Source organism: Aliivibrio friggae (assembly GCF_057368515.1).
Genome location: NZ_CM170649.1, coordinates 736,643 through 755,038, shown reverse-complemented (window position 1 = coordinate 755,038; position 18,396 = coordinate 736,643). Strand labels below are relative to the sequence as shown.

Sequence of the window (18,396 nt, the reverse complement as noted above, 5' to 3'; positions counted from 1 at the left end):
GAATGGAAGATGAACAAGCCTATCTTGATATAAAAAGACTCAATATATAATCCTCTATTAAAAATAACAAAAGACAAAATTAAACAACAAATCAACATAAAACTCTACAATTTCAGATAGATCACAAAATAATAATCTTCATATATAGAATATTACTTTTAGAAATAGTTATTGATACGTATCAAATCCCATAAGCCAGATTAACGCACAATACCACTAAATAGTTAACCACTTACAATTTCTAATCTTAACTTTTAAACGAGGTAATTATGACTCAATCGACTGACAAAGATTCTAAAGTCGGTATTGGCAGCTACGTGGCTCTCGCCTTCGCTGTTGTGTTCTTTTCTGGCTTAATGCAATCTAACGAATGGTATGGTGTTCTCGATTTCACCACGCTAAATGGCTCTTTTGGACAAGTCGCTTATTCTGTTTCTGAAACAGCGGATGGTGTTCAAGCAGCAACAACTTCACTACGCGGTAAAGGCGGTAGTGGTGCTCGTGACGGTTTCATCTTTGCATTAACTCTTATCCCTACCGTGATGTTTGCATTAGGTATGATCAATGTTCTTGAGCATTACGGCGCACTTAACGCAGCTCGTAAACTGCTTACTCCTCTTCTACGTCCTTTAATGGGTATTCCTGGTAACTCTGGTTTGGCTTTAATCGCCTCATTACAAAGTACCGATGCGGGTGCGGCGATGACTCGTCAATTAAAAGACGAAAAACATTTAACTAAACGCGAAACCGACATCTTCACTATGTTCCAATTCACTGCTGGTGCAGCAATTGTAAACTTCTTCTCGTCTGGGGCGGTGCTATTTACGTTAACAAATCCTGATGGTTCTTTGGCGGTTCCTTCTTCTATCGGCCTAGCGGTTGTTGTGATGTTTGCTTTCAAATTTGTTGGTGCAAACTTATTCCGTATTTACCTAAACATTACGGAAGGTAAAGAAGGCCAAGACAGCGATAAGCAAGACAAGAAAATGACTGAGGAGACTGCATAATGAGCGACGTTAAAGCGAAAAAACCAATGGTGACTGACATCTTCGTTGAAGGCGCTAAAAAAGGCTGGGTTATTGCAACCACTTCAACGGTTCCTAACGTACTAATGGCGTTTGTTATCATTAAAGCACTTCAGATCACTGGTGCTCTTGAACTAATGGGAACTCTGTTCTCTCCTATCATGGCTGTCTTTGGTTTACCGGGTGAAGCTGCTGCAGTATTAATTGGCGCATGGATGTCAATGGGTGGCGCGGTTGGTGTAGTTATCACATTGTTTGACCAAGGTATTTTAGATGGTAACCACATTGCCATTCTTGCACCTGCGATTTACCTAATGGGCTCGCAAGTACAGTATATGGGCCGCATCATGGGTCCTATAGGTACTGAAGGCCGCTATATTCCAGTAATGATTGCAATTTCAGTATTGAACGCATTCGGTGCTATGTTTGTTATGAACATGATTCTATAAGGACTCAAGATGAATTTTTCTCTAAACGATTATCTAGAAGAGCTACGCCCACTGATTGATGTGGATTGCGGTACGTATACCGTTGAAGGCATCGAAGTAATTGCGAATCATATGGCTGCAAAATACGAAGCAATGAACGGCTGGTCTGTTAAGCGCATTGATTGTGGTAAAGCAGGCGTTGGTCTTGAAGTTCGTAACAAACCAGATGCTGAACATATTGATGTAATGATGATTGGTCACATGGATACGGTTTTCCCTGTCGGTACTGCGGCAGAGCGCCCAATGTCTATGGATGCTGAAAAAGCGTATGGCCCTGGTGTTTCTGATATGAAATCGGGTCTATTAAACGTGGTGTATGCACTGCGTAACCTAGACCAAGCGGTATTAGATAAACTGTCTATTTGTGTCTGCATGAACCCAGATGAAGAGACGGGTTCTTTAGATTCAGTTGATTGGATCCAAGAAACAGCTAAGAAAGCGAAAAACGTATTAGTCGCAGAAGCAGCTCGTGCGGATGGTGGCTTAGTTAAAGCTCGTAAAGGCATGGCTCGCTATAAAATGACCTTCAATGGTAAAGCAGCTCATGCTGGTAACGAACCAGAAAATGGTCGCAGTGCTATCACTGAAATGGCCAACTGGATCTTAGCGGCGAATGCGATGACTGACTTTGAATCAGGCACGACATTAAATGTTGGTGTAGTTTCTGGTGGTGCTGGCGCAAACATCGTTCCTGATTTAGCAACGGCGATTGTGGATGTTCGTTTCTGGGATAACTCAGAATACGATCAAGTAGATACTACGCTAAACGGCATGATTGAAACGCCATTTGTTGACGGTGTCACTATCACTCTAGAGCGTGAAGCGTACAAACCATCAATGGTGCCATCTGATTTAACAGAATCATTAATGGCTATGATTGAAGAATCAGCTCAAGAGCTAAACATTGATATCAACTGGAAAGAAGTAGGCGGCGGCTCTGATGCTAACAACACCGCAATCTTAGGTGTTCCAACATTAGATGGTTTAGGTCCAATCGGTGCAGGCTTCCACAGTGCCGATGAGTACTTGCTACTTGAATCAATCGAACCACGTATCAAGTTGTTAATGAGTGTACTGACTAAACTGGCGAAGTAGATCTCTACTTATTCAGGGTTAAAAATAAAAACAGCGAGCCTAAGTGCTCGCTGTTTTTTATGTTCGTTGGGAACGCCACTAATCTACTGAAAAACCGTGTTATTTAATTAATTCTTAGCTTCTTCAAGCTTATCAATAACTAGGTCTTTGCTATTTTCTACCTTGTCTTGAACTTGTTCAAAAACATCAGTATCCATAATACTTTCAATTTCATCTGAATAGTTCATTCCAAGGTAAATACCGACACAGATAAATATAAGTGCAAAAATTTTAAACATGAAAAAACCTCTAATTAATAATTTAAAAAGCTCTATAAAATTGAGTTCAATAATTTAGCAGTACAAATCAAAATGATACTTGTAAGAATAATCACTATATAAAACGATAATAGAACTGAAACCAAATTCAAAATTACGGGTAATAACATTGAACTTATTACTGAGACACCAAAAGTAAATAATAATAATGAAACGAGTAATATTAAAAATATTAGTCCATCTTTAACACCTTCAAAATCTGATGAAGAAGGTATTATGTGTGTAATAATAGATGATATAACAAACAACCAAATAAAATATTTGACATTACTTTCTGTGAATAATATTACGTGTAAATCTATACTAGAAAACAGATTACTGATGAATAACCCTACGATGTCTGTAAACCTTGTGATTTCCAGTAAATCATTATAAATAGGTCTGTTGAATGAGGCGAAATCTATTTCTGAAAATAGCAATTTAGTAAATAAAACGCACAATATTAAGCCTATATATATCGGTGCTAGCCCAATAAATAAATTGCCTATTCTATGATAAACATTCCTTTTAGAGTAACTATGGTTAACATAACCCAGTGTAGGTGTACCATTAAACTGTAATAGCTTAATTTCATTGATTTTATGCCCGAATATCAAACATGCAATGGCATGTGAGATCTCATGGGCAGGTACACCAATAAATGCAGTAGCAAACCTAAGTTTTGGATAACCTAATCGTGTAAGTTTTGCTGTTGTATATAACTCAACTTGCCTCTGAATGAACAAAAGAAAGAAAAGAGTCATCAATCCGATGATTATTGACATTATTTTATAGTTAGCTCAGGTAAATTTGAATCTAAAAGGTAGTGTACTAAATTATTACGTTGATCAAAATGAGATAAAAATTTACTCGAAACATCACTCATTGCTGCTTTTTTTGAACCCGAACTACTACCAATAACTGATATTACTTTTGATGCAATAGCAGGGCTTCCCAAACTAATGTGTATTTTTACACTTTCAGTTCGGATCCCATTATTTTTACTTGTTGTACTATTTGAATTGAAAGTGACTAATTCACATGAAGACTCTGATTTTAGCTTTAAACCAGAGTTCTGAATCGCACTTTCAATCGATGGTTGTAACATTTTTCTTTCAAAAGAAGAATGCCCTTTATATGTTACCGTCATACACATACTGTTTTTAAACGCATTTTTCTTATCTAGAATACTCATTACCTTATTGTATTCATTTTTAGCAATTTCAGATCCTGACATTATGATTGTCGACTGAATGAGGTGTGTTTGCAAAGCTTCAGATGATTGGGTTATAGCTAGATAATCTGATAGATCAATTTCCTTTTCGCTTAATAAATAATCAAATCGTTTTGATTGAGAGCGAAGCGTATTTTCATACAACTTAATAACTTCAGTTTTATCCACACTACCTTGAGTGTAGTAAATCCCATGTTCTGCTTCTATATGTTTCCATGTGATTTTAGGCAATAAAATTGATTTATTTACCATTTCCGTAGATGATTTTGTTTCCATTATTCCGCTGTTACCCACGGTTTTTATTGTTTCGTTTAGACTGCTAGATATAGTAGAAGAAAGAGTAAATGAGATCTGTTTTATAGCTTCTTGTTTTGCTAAACCAATACTTTCACCTAAACCCGAACCTATATATTGGTTAGAATTAAGTTCTGGATTATCGTACCAAGATGGGGCAGCGATAACTAGACTAGGTAATAAACCTAAAAGAATGAATGTAATTCTCATTTTACATACTGCCTGTATTCAGCACTTTAGCGTAATACTCTCGTTTATCATTTACTTTTTTTAAGTAATCTCGTGCTTCTTTCGCAGGATGGTCTTTAGATAATTTATGATAAATCTCATCAGGGGTTAGTTTGTTTGCATTAACAGCTAATGATGATAATTTTGAATTTCGGTTACCATTAATTACTTTTGCTGCTGCACCAATCCCACCATTATATGAGATAATAGATAAATACAACCGTGACTGTTTATTATCAACTCGTTTTAAATAACGAGTGTCCAAAATATTTAGATAAGCAGTACCTATATCAATATTGAATTCTGGATTAAATAGTATTTCAGGGGAAAGTAATTGTTCTTTCCCTAAATAGATCTTAGTCACATCTCTACCCGCAGATGTCGGGACGACTTGCATTAAACCATAAGCAGGAATATGAGATTGTGCCATTGGATTAAAGTGACTTTCGGTATGCATAATCGCAAGGATTAACTCAGGTTCAACCCCCCACTTCTCCGAAGTTTTACTCACATGTGGCAGATAGATCATAGCTCGTTTGGCAACTTTATTCTGCGGTACGGCCATGCTAACACGAGTTACTTTCAATCCATTTTTCTGCGTGTAACTCGACTTTGTTTGTGCCATCAATAATTCTTTAGAGCTGACATCTGGTAGCACTTTCGCTTTTGATTCTATTTTATTAGGTTTTATTTTTGTCGCTGCTAATACACTATCTTTAGTATAGGCATTTGTTGTTGTTTGATTTTCTAGCTCAGAAACTTGGCCTTTAATGATTTTATTTATTTGTTCTTCTGAAAGATCATTACCAACAACCTCAACCACAACACTACCGGTTTCAAAATCTACAGAACGTTTTACTTGATCATTATTAGAATATTGAACCCACTTTGATTTATTCGTCAGTTCTGGAATATCCCATGTTTTACTTAACTTTTCTTTTGCTTTATTAAAAGCAGATAAATAAGAAGTCTTAGACTGTTCAAATTTATCAACATTCTCTTTTTTAGAGCTTTCAAAAGAAGAAAGCATACTCGCTTTCTTCTTTTCAAAAGCATCAACTGAATCAGACGCATGCACTACGGCTAAGCTCGAAAAACAACTTAAACCGATTACAAGTGATTTTACAAATTTAGCCGTAGTCATTGGATTACATACCTTCTAGTGCTTTAGCGATATCGTCAGATAACTGCTTATTTTGTGCAGGCGTTACATTAGTAGGTAAGGAGTTTGGTGCTTTCTCTTGTACAACCTCAAGCGCTAAATCAATATTCTGTTGTAACGCGGCACGTGGCATACCTACATGAACATAAACATGACCATTTGGACCTGTCATCGTACGAATGATTTCAGTTCCTTTTAGTTCGAAATTAACTAATGCTTCTGAAACATCTTTAGTTGCACCAGCACCACCAGCTGCGCCATCAATACCTAACGTCCCGCTCGATGATTTAATCGTAGCAATTACATCCGTCTTAAACTGACCAGCAAGTGTTCTATTTGCATCTAAAATAGCTAACTGACGCTGATGAGCTACTCCACCTGATTTATTTGCACTTGAACCAGACGCCTGTTTTGCATACATTTCGCGGTTAGTATTTGGTTCACATTTCCATTTTGGAGCTGCTACTTCATAATATTCCCCACCAAAATTACACTCTAAATATGCAGGAGATTTCTCTACTACTGGCTTGCTTTCTTGTTGTGTTGACTGGCAACCAACCAAAGCCATTGCCACTACCGATAAAGCTAAGATCTTTTTCATTGTAATATCTCTTGGTTATTTAATTTTAGGGAGTGTTCACTCCCTGTTTTAATTTATGATTTGTTTGATTAAAAATCGTCTTCATCAATTGTTGGCGCATTTAGTAATGATACTTTTGAACTACCTGTCGATTTCTTTATTTGAGTTGTTGAATTGTTAGATTGATCGGGTTTAGATTCCATATCATTTTTAATGTCTAAACTCTCAGAATTTGTTAAAGTAACAGTTTTTTTACTCTCATTAAGAAATTTATCTTGTTGCTTCTGTACGGCCATGCTTTTCTGTAAATTTTTATTTACTTTTACAGCCGAACGATATGTTTCCTTTTGCATTTCTAAAGCAGAAGATGCACTTTTTCCAGATATTCCATATACAACTACATATATTTTCTGTCCTGAGATAGGGTGCTTCACTGTCTTAGATAGTAATTTAGAAGAACCTTTAACATTACGTTTACTAAGTTTTGCTGTCAGCGATGATTCGATGCTTTCAGCACTATTCGTCATTTCATTGCCGTTCGGATCTTCAATTGTTTGCATTATTTCTTCTGAAGCTTCAAATGTTTCAATATCTGAATATAGTGCCATTGCAGTTTCTTTTCTTGCATTCAGATCAGCAAATTTTTTATTTTTATTCTTTTTTGAACCTTTTACGTTCATAGGCATCGCATAAGCCCCCATAAACCAACGCTCACCATTTTTATCAACAAACTGGCGCGGTCCAACTAAGGTTGATAATTCTTGTGATTTCAACCATTGAGTAACAGAAAGTCCATGTTTAGGCTTAGGCTTATAATCAATACCGGTTAATATTGAAGCTGCTGCGTTTTCAAGTTTTTTACTCCAAACAGTTAAAACAGCTACTTCATATTCACCATCAATATATGATTCTGATTGTGCAACGATTGATGTACCCATAATTGGTGCTTTAGCATACGCACTAATTCCAGTATAACTTTCTTCCGAAATATTACCTCTAATCGTTTGAGCTTCTTGTTCTAAAGTATTATATTCATTTAATACTTTTAAGTATTCAGTTTTAATTGATGAATATTTTTCTTCTTTCTCATTCTTTATTTCATTGGGATCGTATGATTCATCTAACTGTTTAATAACAGCATTAAAGAACTCTTCAACTTGATCTTCCCAAGTTACACCTGCTAATTTATCAGCTTCTGCTATATCTTTCTGAGCTAATAACTTTAACATTTCTTCACGTTTCTGAATGAATTTATTTTCTAACTCTATATATTTAGCATTTAACTTCGCATGAACATCTGTACCTGGTGTTGTAAATTGATCAACAGCTTCCATCTCTTCATTCATATAACGTACAACTTGCGCCTTTGCTTCAACTGAAGCTCTTAGTGCAAATCTAGAACGCTTTTGTAAAAAAGAATCATCAGTTGTTGGGTCTGGTGTCACAAAGCTTACAGACGAGATTACAAATATTCTCTTTTTTTCACTATTATAACCTTCTGACCAACCATCTTTCGACTCTAGATACTTCTCTAATTGTTCAGATGCCGATAACTCATCTTCTACTTCTTCTTGCTCATAGGGTTGTTCTGCAACCTCTGTCATTACCTCTAGATTATTTTGTTCCTCTACAGGTATGAAATCTGCTGCATAAACATTTAAGCTAGACAGCATAATAAAAAAACCTATATTTCTAAATTTCATATTACTTCCTTTAATTGTTCTCTTGCCCAATCTGACATTTTATGTTCATTCTTGATATGAATTAAAATTTCTTTAAATGTATGGAATTCAACAGAGTTCTCATCAATTGACTTCATATAATAAACCCAATTATCCAAATCAAATGGACAAATTTTAAAAACTCTAAATGATATATAAGTTGCAAGTTCTTTATTATTCAAAGCTCTAAACAATGCATTTAATCGATACCATGCCAATATATTTTCATTATTAAAGTTAATTGCTAATATATTACTTTCAATTATCCCATCAATGTTTTTACCATCATTAAAATCAACCTCCGTTCCTTTATATAAAGAAAAAGATAGATCCTTCTTATCTAATCCATCACTTAAATCATCAAGGAAAACTGATTCAAAATCAAAAACATGATATTTATTATCAAGGAAAAAGCTTCCTTTTGAAATAATGTTTATATTCTTTTCCTTAAAGAACTCGTTAACACCATTGATATTAACATCAGTGATATAGCCATCAAGTATATCTAATTCAATCTTTTTTACACTTGCATCTGAAAGTTTCACCCCAGATACAAACTGTTCATTACTAACAGCTTTAACAAATTCTCTAATACATCCTTCTATATTTCTATTGATCACTTCTCTTACTTGTAGGACATTACCACTTGGGTAACGATCTGATACTATTTTAGAGAAGTCATTTCTTATATATTTATTCTCTGGCCAATTATATTTATTGTATTTAATTCCATTAATACTTAAATATTCTTTCAGACTACGAAAATATTTCTTTTTAGCCTCTTTTTCTTCTTTATGATTAGAATATTTTTTTACAGTTAAACAAGGTTGTTTTACTACAAAAAAGGTATAATCCTCTAATTTATAGATCCCTGTTTTTTTATTACCCAGCTCTACTTCATAGATACTTCGTAAACTTTTAGCATGCGACATTACTGACATAAATAACAAAATAATCGATAAAATATACCTCATTAGCTTCTCACAATGTCAAAGTATGCAGCATCTCGTTCCACTTTTTTCATATGTGGTCTACGGCCTTTGCCTTCTTTTTTAAATGTGGAATATATTTCTTTCAGGCTTTGGTCAAAAGCTTCACTTAACGGTCCTGAAAAACGGTAATCTAATGTCATCGTTTTATGTTTTTTATCCCATTTCCAGGTTTCAACATTTCCACTTGTGCCGTTATTTAAAACATGTTTAAAAATATCAACGTCTGTTCGTTTTGCGTTCTTTAACACAATTTGATAAACAATGCCTTTTTCTGCATGACGTGCTAAAGATTGAATTACTTCAACACCCATTTTTTTCTTCATTTGCTTATAAGCAACATGCTCTGAAACTTGTTTAGCTCTTGATACTGGCTGAACATAAATACGGGTTTTCATCGGGTTATTATTTATCGTAAATAATATGTCTCCAGAGTTATTATCTTTAAGGACAATACTCAGCACCGTTTCAATACCTTTAGACCCTTTATGGTCTTCTACATTTGATTGTCTTTGCTTTAAATAGAAAGTATGCGTTGCTTTTTTCTTACCATCATTAATTGTAAATCCAAGGCGCTCAAGTTCATCAATCACCCAATCTGATTTCTTATCATTTTCAGAATTAATAGAAAAAACAGGTTGCCCTAGTACTTGAGTATAAAAATTAACATCATTTAATAATTTACCTGCATCAACAATTGCTTCAATAATCACGTAATATTGACCACGAGAAATATCTTCATCAAGCATTTCATAGCTACTTACATAGCCTTCTGTTTTTGTTGATATTGCAACAGCAATTGCATCATTAAATTTGCCAGACTTGCCCTGCATCATAACGCCCTGTGCTTGTTGAACAGCGTTGTGAATAGCATCATTTAATGCTTTTTTACGAGCCTCTGTTTCACCAACCTTCATTGATGCTAAACCTTTAGATTCTACGGTTTTAGCTCCTTGTTTGACTTGAGCAATAGATTGATTACTTGCATCAGTGGCAATGATAATTGTATTGCCTGAATGACTATTACCAGAATTAGCGGTTGAGCGAAGTGATGCTGCCTGTTTAAGATCAGTTTGTGTAATAACAATTGCAACAAAATAGTCACCATCGTATTTACCTGATTTCAATTGTTTAGCAGCAGAAAGTTGACCTTTGAAGCTAGTATTAACGACATCAACGAAACTTTCTCGAGAAAACTCTTGAGTGCCATTTTCATCTGATACTGTAATATATTTCATTGAAGCACTAGTATTACCGCTCATGGTTACGCCATTGATCATTTCAGATAATTGACGTAATGCCTCCATTCTTGCTTCTTCAAGGCCTTTATTTTCATTTGAACGACTTGATGTACCCATAGCTACTACGTAATAACCATCAATTTTATTTTTACCAGTGCGAGTTCCACCTCCATCTTCTAACATAGAGAAAACATCATCCATTGGTTCCGCAGATAAAGAACCAATAGTAAATAAATTTATTGTTGCAGTGATTAAGATACCTGCATAAATATTACGTAGTAGTTTAAGCATAATTATAGTTTCCAGTCTTCTGGCGTACCTACTGATACTGCATAGATTTTATTGCGCTTAAGGTAATCTTTACCCATCGCTTCTAGTTTCTTCTTCACATCATCAGCATCAAGGTCATCTTCTTTCCAAATAAACATAACGCCTGAGCCACCATTAGTCTTTGGTGTTACTTCACCAGAGGCGATTGGTATATCTAAACCATCATCACTTAAAAATAAAACTACTGGCTGCTTAGTCGCAAAACCTTGATCGATACCGGCATCAATAGCAAAACGTCCATTTCTAAAGTTTGTTACACGACCACCAACTGGGTAGTAATCCATTGTTCTATTAACTAATACTTGAATTGCTTTTTGAGCAGCTTCTTTGTAAGCTTCTTGAAGTTCATTTTGTTTTCGGTAATCAAAACCACCTAAAAACTTTCCTTCCATTGCAAAAAATCGTTTAGCTGGCATGTTGTGACGAATTGGTTCAAATGAGTGGATTATTTTGCCCGATGTTGGGTCAACGACTTTTGTTGTCACTAAACTTCTAAAGATGATCTCATTATGATCACTCATTTTTTTAATCACAGTTCCCAATGCAATTGAAGTCTCAAAAACATATTCAGGATTTAATTGCTCACCAAGTTGAATAGATCCTTCTTCAACGGTATTTTCAGCTTGAAAAGCAACTTCATAGTCACAAGCATCACAATTACGAGTTAATACTTCATAGCGCTTAGTTCTTGCCAACTCATTTTCTAATAATTTGGCGATAATCCCATTATCAATTTGAGTCTTTTTAGCATCTTTTTCAAAACGCACATGATCTACGTACGCTGCAATACTCATTTTATTAAATGCTTTTACATCGTAATTGCTTGGTAATTCAATATTTTCACTTTCGAATAAAGCGTCTCTACTGACTTTCTCTATTTGAGAATTTGATTCAATATCAGCTTCAGAATTTACTTTTAAACTAGTTGATTGGCAGCCAACCAAAAATAAAGATACGACTAATAAATATGAGATCTTTTTCATTTTATCCTCTCAAAAAAAAACCGGTAAATAATCACCGGCTTTAATAAGTTTTTAATTGAAATTATTGTGCTGAGCTAAAAGCAGAAATGATTTTGTAGTTTTCATATGCAGAAACTACAGTCTTATCCAGATAAATAACCTGTTCAGCAGTTAAAGAAACTGCATCTTTTTCATCCATCAGTTTTGAGAAATCAACATCAGATAACATTGCTGTTGTATCTGCTTTTAAGAATACTGCTGAATTTTCTAGAGCAACCAATGCTGCATCTTTTAGGCCAGACATAATCTCATCACTCACTGATGACTTATTAAAATCGTCAACTTTTACTTTCATTTCATCACTTAAAGAGTCATATACCGCACGTTTTTCTTCCTCAGTATCTTTTGCTTCTACTGCAGAAAAATAATTACCTAGTTCTGGTGTAGCAAGAAGTTCATCCGTGTAACGCTCATAAGCTGGTTTCGCTGATAAAAATGCTGAATTAACAAGTAAACGAATAGCTTCTAATTGAGCTACATCAGATACTTGGTAACCTTCTTCAATTATCTTTCCTTCGTCATCTCTTACTGCTGGTTTTGACTCTGCATATAACGCATCACCTTCAGCTCGAAGATCTGCATATGATGTAGTTTCAGAACCACCAATCATTGAACAACCAGATACCATTGTTGCAGCTAAAACCATTGCTAATACTGTCTTTTTCATCATTATTCACTCATCAATCACTATTAATTTTAGAACATGCTGTTCCACCAACGAGATGCAGAATACTATATCTTAAATTTAATGCAATACGATATGTCATATTTTATATATTATGTGATTAATTCATGTAATTAGCCATAAAAAACAAAGAAATAAACACCAAAATACATCATTAAACAAACAATTTCACAACAATTGAGAGGGGATTGATATATACATCAATAGCGGGAGGGAGGGGTAAGTAAGGAAACAATCAGATGTTATAAATATTTTCTATTTTAGGTATTTTATACTATTAATAAAATAACATGACAAAGATCTATTTTAATAATTACACATAGTATATTTTCACCGCTCTCAATAACTCAAAGTATGTAATTATTAAATTGCAAAAACATCAATACACCACCGTCTTCATATACTGCTTTGGCGTCATACCAAACTGCTGATGGAAACGCTGGCTAAAACGACTTTCTGATTGATAACCACACTGCAACGCCAAGTCTAACTGGGTTTGGCGTTTCTCTTGCATTAAAGACAGAGCATGAGTCATTCGAACGTTCGATAATACCGTTCTAAAATTGGTACCATCTCGCTGTAATCGACGGATTAGCGTTGCGCGACTCATAGAAAAATCATCGCATACCGTTTCTAGGTGATAAGGTTCGGCTGGATCTTTAGAAAAGTACGCACTCAACTCATTTTGAAAAGAAGTGAACGTTGGAGAGAATAAAACATGCAGCACACCCAATTCTGCCAATTGCTGATATAAGGCCAACAAGTGAAATTGCTGTGTTTTAGAACTTAGCTTTTGGGTATTCGTATCGGTTAAGAATGTGAATCCATAAGCCAACAATGATGAAACAGTGACCGCATGAGTATGTAAGCGAGTGCTTTCGTTACTTTGACTTTCTTCTAGCATCTCCTTAGGGGGCGCTAAAAAAAAGCAGATCTGAATAGAATAAAAATTATCCTCTGTCGTTTTATTAATAAAGTTTAAGCCTTGGTTGGCTGACGTAAGTAACCAAGAGTGTGCATCAATATCAAATTGCTCACTCTCTTGAAAGACGGTTTTTACACCAGACTTAACCCAAATAATACTAGGGGCATAAATATGAACATTACGTAAATGTTGATCGCTCTGGCCTGAATAGGTTTGAACTCGAAACATGGGTTCGTTCAACATCACTTTATCCATTTTATACCCCTATATTTTTATATTTCAATGGTAATTAGCGTACATATGTCGCTGTTAATACGGCTTTGTCTAATGCCATGCTGTTTAAAGTATAACCGACTACCGCTGGTGAGATATCTGCTGGTAAATCAATTTTCTCTTGTGGTAATGCCCATACTGTATATTGGTATCTGTGCATCCCATCACCAGCAGGAGGACACGCACCGCCGTAGCTCATTGTGCCAAAGTCATTTTTAGTCTGTAGTACATTTTTCATTGGAGAGCCTTGGGCAACACTGCTTACATTAGCAGGAATGTTAAGTGCTAACCAATGCCACCAACCACTACCTGTTGGTGCATCTGGATCAAATACAGTAATGGCAAAGCTTTTTGTTCCTTCTGGTGCATCTTTCCAGCTTAGTTGTGGTGAAATATTGTCACCAGTACAACCCATGCCTGAGAAAACAAACTCACTGCTCATCAACTGACCTTCGTGAATATCCTTACTCGATACTTCAAAAGCCTGGCTAGAGAATGATGCAAGAGTCAGTAACACTAATAATGCTTTGTTCATAATAATTTCCTTTACTGTTTATAGGGGGTCTTAATAAGTACAGGAACAATATTAAAGATCACACAAAAACAAAATCACCTAAAAGTTTCAATATGAGATCATAAAAAACAATAAATGATACTTTGAGTAACCTAAGAGACCAAAACAATTAATGACTCATTTGAATTAAAGGGTTTAAAATAGAAACAAAACGTATTCATACGCTTCATTAACTAAGGGCTAACATAGCATTACAGATACTAAAAAATACGATATTAAAGACGCCTCACAAGTTTAATGATTACAAGTGATGTACATCTAACTATTCATTTTTTTAGCTATCAACTACCTCTAATAGGCGTATTGTAATTATTCGATATTGCTATTAAACATTAATGATTAGAGGTGGTTATGAGTTTATTTTATGTAGATAAAAACGAACAAGCTAATGGTGATCATGAAGTTCACACTGCAACATGCACTCACAGTCCTGGGATCGCAAAGTGCGAGCCTCTTGGTTATCATACTGCATGTAGTACAGCACTAAATGCCGCTAAAGAAATATATCCAAAATCAAATGGTTGCTATTACTGCTCGTACTCTAGTTACACATCAGAAGATAAATAGAGCCTATTATTCAACGTTTTCATTTACCGTAAAATATTAATAATTAGGGAGATCCACTCCATATTAATACTTTACGGTACTCTTAAGGCTTATTTCGAATATCAATGTGGTACATCATCGTCGAAGAAGCAGACGGCCCTTCGGTTGGAGGAGAAATAAGTCCAGAAACCGTATTTTCAAAAAATAAAAGGTATGTTGTTTCTTCTGTAATAGCGGAATGTAAATCTTGCCAGCCCGATGAGTGCTTTCCAGATAATGGGGGGAAGTGGTAATAACCATAAATATCAGCATCTTCAAAACCAATATTTTGAGTCTCAGATACCCAGTCATCATACAAATCAGGATGAGTTATCGACGTCTCAGCTAAAACATTACTAAGATCAGTTACTGTAATATTCACTTGTTGCCCAGGCTTTAACGTAAATTCCACCACTTTATATTCATTACGCTTTACTAATACTGAATCAATATCGTTATCATCTTCAGTATCGCAGCCCATCAATATCCCAGTAGAAAGTATGACACCTAAGACTTTTAAAATATTCATTATTTATATACCTAAGTCATTTTTTAACAGTATACCTAATGATAACTAATAATCATAAAAAAAAGCCACTTAGCGTGATGCTAAATGGCTTTTGGCGCATACACTTAGGAGCAATATGCTTTAGGGGATAACTAAATACTAAGCCATAATTCATTTATGAAAAAGTGAACACTTCACCCAATATCATTTCCCCTTTATACTGGTTTGATTAGGATTTAACATGCATGGGTTAGACATGAAAAGCAGTAATATTCTACTTGGTAAACTCAATACTGAGTTCAAAACCGTATCAGCAATGATTGAGATTTATTGTAAAAAAAACCATCACTCTCAATCACTATGTGAAGAATGCCAAAACTTAATGGATTATGCTGAAGTTCGCTTAGATCGCTGCCCTTACGGTGAAAACAAACCCACTTGCAATACCTGCCCTATCCACTGCTACAAGCCTGAACCTAAAGAACAGATGAGATTAGTGATGCGCTTTTCTGGTCCACGAATGCTATTAAAACATCCCATTTTAGCTATCCGTCATTTACTGTCTGAAAAACGAACAGTGAACCCTAAGCCTTCAGCAAATTGCTCTAACCGCCATATACGTTTACAAAAAGGTGAGAAAAAATGAATTGGACTTTAGATCAACTCAATGCCTTTGTTACTTCCGTAAAATGTGGTTCATTTTCTGCTGCAGCACGCAAAATGGGGAAGGCGCAATCGCGAATTAGTACCGCAATTGCCAATCTAGAGGCAGATCTTGGGTTTGATCTCTTTGATAGAAGTGCCCGCTTACCGGTTTTAACACAAGATGGCGAAGACATGTTTATTGAGGCTCAGGCAATTCTTGAGCAATGTGAACGCCTACAAGCCAGAGCTGATACCGTTGCGACAGGTGAAGAGATAGCATTAACGGTTGCACTCGATGAAGCAGTGCCTATTGATGTATTTGAAGATTTCTTTCAAAAATTATCGCTCAAATTTCCATTATTAAAACTGACGATCATTAATGGCTCTCAGGCTGATATTGCGGAATGGGTCAATGATAAAAAAGCAGATCTTGGTTTTCTATTTCGCGTAAATACTTTATCTGATTCTTTAGAATATCTTTCGCTAGGCTTTTTTAATCAGGCACTTATCGTATCTCCAAAACACCCATTGGCTAAAATAAGAAAACCGACGTTAGTAGACTTAAATCAACATCGTCAACTTGTAATTCGTGACCGTGTTGGTCATTCACATGAAAAGGCCATTTCTGCCAACCATTGGTATATAGACAGTTATTACTACATTACAGCCTTGGTGATCCGCAATGTTGGTTGGGCTTTAGTACCTGAGCATGTATTAGAATCAGACTGGTATCGAGATCAAACTATCCGACTGTCGGCTTTTCATGTTCCTGATGCATTACAGATTGAGATAGGAGTAGTAAAGCGCCGTGACAGTGGAATGGGGAATGTCATGGAGTGGATGCTTGATGAAATTGAACATACATTTGAAAAATTATAGAAGATGAATGAATAATGAAAGCACAACTAAGAACCTATTTACTTAATAATCAAGCTATCGATTTATATGATCTGTTTCATCAATTTCAATCGATCTCAGTGTATAGATTAATCAATGAACTACATGCTTTAAAAGAAGAGTTACAGCTCTCTATCAAACTCAGCGCTCTTGTTTCTCAGATTGATGGATTATTGCCAAAACTGGATGCCATCGAAGATCCAACCCAACAAGTTAAGTTTCTTTGCAAAGAAATAGATATAGCTCAACGAGGACATAGCATGAGCCGTTATATTCATTTAGTCGATTCACATCAGACATTTACGCCGGAAGTGGATGTGGTTCTATTTGGTGACTCAATTACGGAATGGGGACCATGGCAAGATGTTTTTACTCACATTCCGCACGTAAACCGAGGAATTGCTGGTGACACTACGCTTGGCATGCTACGTCGAATAGAAACGACACTAGCCGTTAAACCTAAGCTCATTTCAATCATGGCAGGGATCAACGATTTATCTCAAGGTTTTGCTGTTGATTCTGTTTTTGATAATTACATAGAAATGCTGACTTATTGGCAAAAGAATGACTGCCCTATATTGGTTCAAAGCACTTTATATTGTGGCAATAGACTCGCTCATTTAAATCCAAAAGTGACAGAGTTAAACTCTCGTTTAGAATCTTATTGTCAGCAACACAATATTCATTATTTGAACGTTAATCAGATCCTGAGCCCTAATAGCTTCTTATCGAATGAATTTACTTGTGATGATCTCCATTTAAACGCGAAAGCTTATTCTGCTTGGATTAAAGTACTTCAGCCTAAATTAGAAACTCTATTACCTTAATTCTGACTTTATCTACTAATACACGTTAAACAAAAAAGGCGGACACTACATAGTGATCCGCCTTTCTTTTATTTCTACATTATTGAGTTCAAAACAAGTTAGGCTTTGCGGTTTTTTAAATCAACCAACACATCAATCATAGAAGGTAGGATTTGATGACGAAGTTTAATAACTTCTGCACTTGGCTCTACTAAATCTGGAATTTGATAAGTGATCATATTTGCTGCAACGGCAGCATGAGTTCCGTTATTTGAATCTTCAAACGCAAGACAAGTATTAGCAGCAATACCTAAACGCTCTGCCGCTAAGAAGTAGATCTCAGGGTGCGGTTTACCATGTTCGACTTCACAGCCTGTTGCCAGTACATCAAAGTAGCCATCAAGACCTGCTAATTCCAATTTTTTAATCGCAATATCATGCTGTGTAGATGTCGCAACGGCCATTGGGATTTCATTTGCTTTTAGCCACTCTAGTAGCTCAATAACCCCTTCTTTTACTGGGATTGCTTGATGCTTAACTACAGCAGTATAACGCACTCGCCACTCTTGATTTAATGCTGGGTAGTCAACACTTGGTCCATAACCTTCGCGAAACAGTTGTTCAATACGCTTTGCATTACAGCCAATAATAGAAAGATACAGCTCTTCAATAAATGGGACATTTTGAGCTTCACATGCCTCTTTAAAGATCCCCATACACACACGTTCAGTGTCTAATAGCAGTCCATCCATATCGAAAATTGCAGCTTGAAATGTCATGAGAAACCTTATGT

General features: G+C 35.6%; 20 protein-coding genes. 7 read left to right on the top strand and 13 right to left on the bottom strand.

The window, feature by feature from the left end:
* The first annotated feature begins 269 nt into the window (after positions 1–269).
* The 3 genes from AC2INI_RS16845 to AC2INI_RS16835 are packed head-to-tail and all read left to right on the top strand — an operon-like array spanning position 270 to position 2,608.
* Positions 270–1,007, top strand: a complete 738-nt coding sequence (locus AC2INI_RS16845) for a nucleoside recognition domain-containing protein (protein WP_122032571.1) — start codon at positions 270–272, stop codon at positions 1,005–1,007.
* Positions 1,007–1,474 carry a YjiG family protein gene (locus tag AC2INI_RS16840; protein ID WP_045104213.1) on the top strand — a complete coding sequence of 156 codons (468 nt, stop codon included), beginning with the start codon at positions 1,007–1,009 and terminating at the stop codon, positions 1,472–1,474. Before AC2INI_RS16845 ends, AC2INI_RS16840 begins: the two co-directional genes overlap by 1 nt.
* A 9-nt stretch (positions 1,475–1,483) precedes the next feature.
* The gene (locus tag AC2INI_RS16835; protein WP_122032570.1) at positions 1,484–2,608 is read left to right on the top strand and encodes a M20 family metallopeptidase; all 1,125 of its coding nucleotides are present in this window, start codon (positions 1,484–1,486) and stop codon (positions 2,606–2,608) included.
* Between the two features lie 107 nt (positions 2,609–2,715).
* Here the strand turns inward: AC2INI_RS16835 and AC2INI_RS16830 are convergent, their stop codons facing one another.
* The 11 genes from AC2INI_RS16830 to AC2INI_RS16780 all read right to left on the bottom strand — a co-directional run bounded on the left by AC2INI_RS16830 (position 2,716) and on the right by AC2INI_RS16780 (position 14,123).
* Entirely contained in the window at positions 2,716–2,886 is a 171-nt protein-coding gene (locus AC2INI_RS16830; protein WP_162922438.1) for a hypothetical protein, read from the bottom strand.
* An 802-nt stretch (positions 2,887–3,688) separates the two neighbouring features.
* The gene (locus AC2INI_RS16825) at positions 3,689–4,642 is read right to left on the bottom strand and encodes an LPP20 family lipoprotein (RefSeq protein ID WP_122032568.1); all 954 of its coding nucleotides are present in this window, start codon (positions 4,640–4,642) and stop codon (positions 3,689–3,691) included.
* 1 nt (position 4,643) lies between these two features.
* Positions 4,644–5,804, bottom strand: a complete 1,161-nt coding sequence (locus AC2INI_RS16820; protein ID WP_122032567.1) for a transglycosylase SLT domain-containing protein — start codon at positions 5,802–5,804, stop codon at positions 4,644–4,646.
* A 4-nt stretch (positions 5,805–5,808) separates the two neighbouring features.
* A complete protein-coding gene (locus AC2INI_RS16815; RefSeq protein ID WP_122032566.1) occupies positions 5,809–6,423 on the bottom strand; it encodes an LPP20 family lipoprotein in 615 nt (204 codons plus the stop codon).
* Between the two features lie 68 nt (positions 6,424–6,491).
* Positions 6,492–8,105 carry a hypothetical protein gene (locus tag AC2INI_RS16810; RefSeq protein WP_486305774.1) on the bottom strand — a complete coding sequence of 538 codons (1,614 nt, stop codon included), beginning with the start codon at positions 8,103–8,105 and terminating at the stop codon, positions 6,492–6,494.
* Entirely contained in the window at positions 8,102–9,097 is a 996-nt protein-coding gene (locus AC2INI_RS16805; protein ID WP_486305773.1) for a hypothetical protein, read from the bottom strand. The genes AC2INI_RS16810 and AC2INI_RS16805 overlap by 4 nt, the downstream gene beginning before the upstream one ends.
* Positions 9,097–10,644, bottom strand: a complete 1,548-nt coding sequence (locus AC2INI_RS16800; RefSeq protein WP_122032563.1) for a hypothetical protein — start codon at positions 10,642–10,644, stop codon at positions 9,097–9,099. Before AC2INI_RS16800 ends, AC2INI_RS16805 begins: the two co-directional genes overlap by 1 nt.
* A 2-nt stretch (positions 10,645–10,646) precedes the next feature.
* Complete coding sequence (locus AC2INI_RS16795; protein WP_174213420.1) at positions 10,647–11,666, bottom strand: penicillin-binding protein activator LpoB; 1,020 nt, start codon at positions 11,664–11,666, stop codon at positions 10,647–10,649.
* A gap of 61 nt (positions 11,667–11,727) precedes the next feature.
* Positions 11,728–12,375: a hypothetical protein gene (locus tag AC2INI_RS16790; protein WP_122032562.1), complete on the bottom strand. Its 648-nt coding sequence runs from the start codon at positions 12,373–12,375 to the stop codon at positions 11,728–11,730.
* A gap of 394 nt (positions 12,376–12,769) precedes the next feature.
* Positions 12,770–13,570 carry a helix-turn-helix transcriptional regulator gene (locus AC2INI_RS16785; RefSeq protein WP_486305772.1) on the bottom strand — a complete coding sequence of 267 codons (801 nt, stop codon included), beginning with the start codon at positions 13,568–13,570 and terminating at the stop codon, positions 12,770–12,772.
* Between the two features lie 34 nt (positions 13,571–13,604).
* Positions 13,605–14,123 carry a YbhB/YbcL family Raf kinase inhibitor-like protein gene (locus AC2INI_RS16780; protein ID WP_122032561.1) on the bottom strand — a complete coding sequence of 173 codons (519 nt, stop codon included), beginning with the start codon at positions 14,121–14,123 and terminating at the stop codon, positions 13,605–13,607.
* 390 nt (positions 14,124–14,513) lie between these two features.
* On the opposite strand from AC2INI_RS16780, the gene AC2INI_RS16775 reads away from it, so the two are divergent.
* On the top strand, positions 14,514–14,729 hold the full coding sequence (locus AC2INI_RS16775; RefSeq protein ID WP_122032560.1) for a hypothetical protein: 216 nt from the start codon (positions 14,514–14,516) through the stop codon (positions 14,727–14,729).
* An 82-nt stretch (positions 14,730–14,811) separates the two neighbouring features.
* Here AC2INI_RS16775 and AC2INI_RS16770 read toward each other — a convergent pair whose 3' ends face one another.
* Positions 14,812–15,276 carry a hypothetical protein gene (locus tag AC2INI_RS16770; RefSeq protein WP_486305771.1) on the bottom strand — a complete coding sequence of 155 codons (465 nt, stop codon included), beginning with the start codon at positions 15,274–15,276 and terminating at the stop codon, positions 14,812–14,814.
* Between the two features lie 235 nt (positions 15,277–15,511).
* Between AC2INI_RS16770 and AC2INI_RS16765 the strand changes: the two genes are divergently transcribed.
* The 3 genes from AC2INI_RS16765 to AC2INI_RS16755 are packed head-to-tail and all read left to right on the top strand — an operon-like array spanning position 15,512 to position 17,624.
* Entirely contained in the window at positions 15,512–15,901 is a 390-nt protein-coding gene (locus tag AC2INI_RS16765; RefSeq protein WP_122032839.1) for a nitrous oxide-stimulated promoter family protein, read from the top strand.
* Entirely contained in the window at positions 15,898–16,779 is an 882-nt protein-coding gene (locus tag AC2INI_RS16760; RefSeq protein ID WP_486305770.1) for a LysR family transcriptional regulator, read from the top strand. The genes AC2INI_RS16765 and AC2INI_RS16760 overlap by 4 nt, the downstream gene beginning before the upstream one ends.
* A gap of 14 nt (positions 16,780–16,793) precedes the next feature.
* Positions 16,794–17,624: an SGNH/GDSL hydrolase family protein gene (locus AC2INI_RS16755; protein ID WP_486305769.1), complete on the top strand. Its 831-nt coding sequence runs from the start codon at positions 16,794–16,796 to the stop codon at positions 17,622–17,624.
* Between the two features lie 98 nt (positions 17,625–17,722).
* Here the strand turns inward: AC2INI_RS16755 and AC2INI_RS16750 are convergent, their stop codons facing one another.
* On the bottom strand, positions 17,723–18,382 hold the full coding sequence (locus AC2INI_RS16750; RefSeq protein WP_486305768.1) for an HAD family hydrolase: 660 nt from the start codon (positions 18,380–18,382) through the stop codon (positions 17,723–17,725).
* Positions 18,383–18,396: the final 14 nt, after the last annotated feature.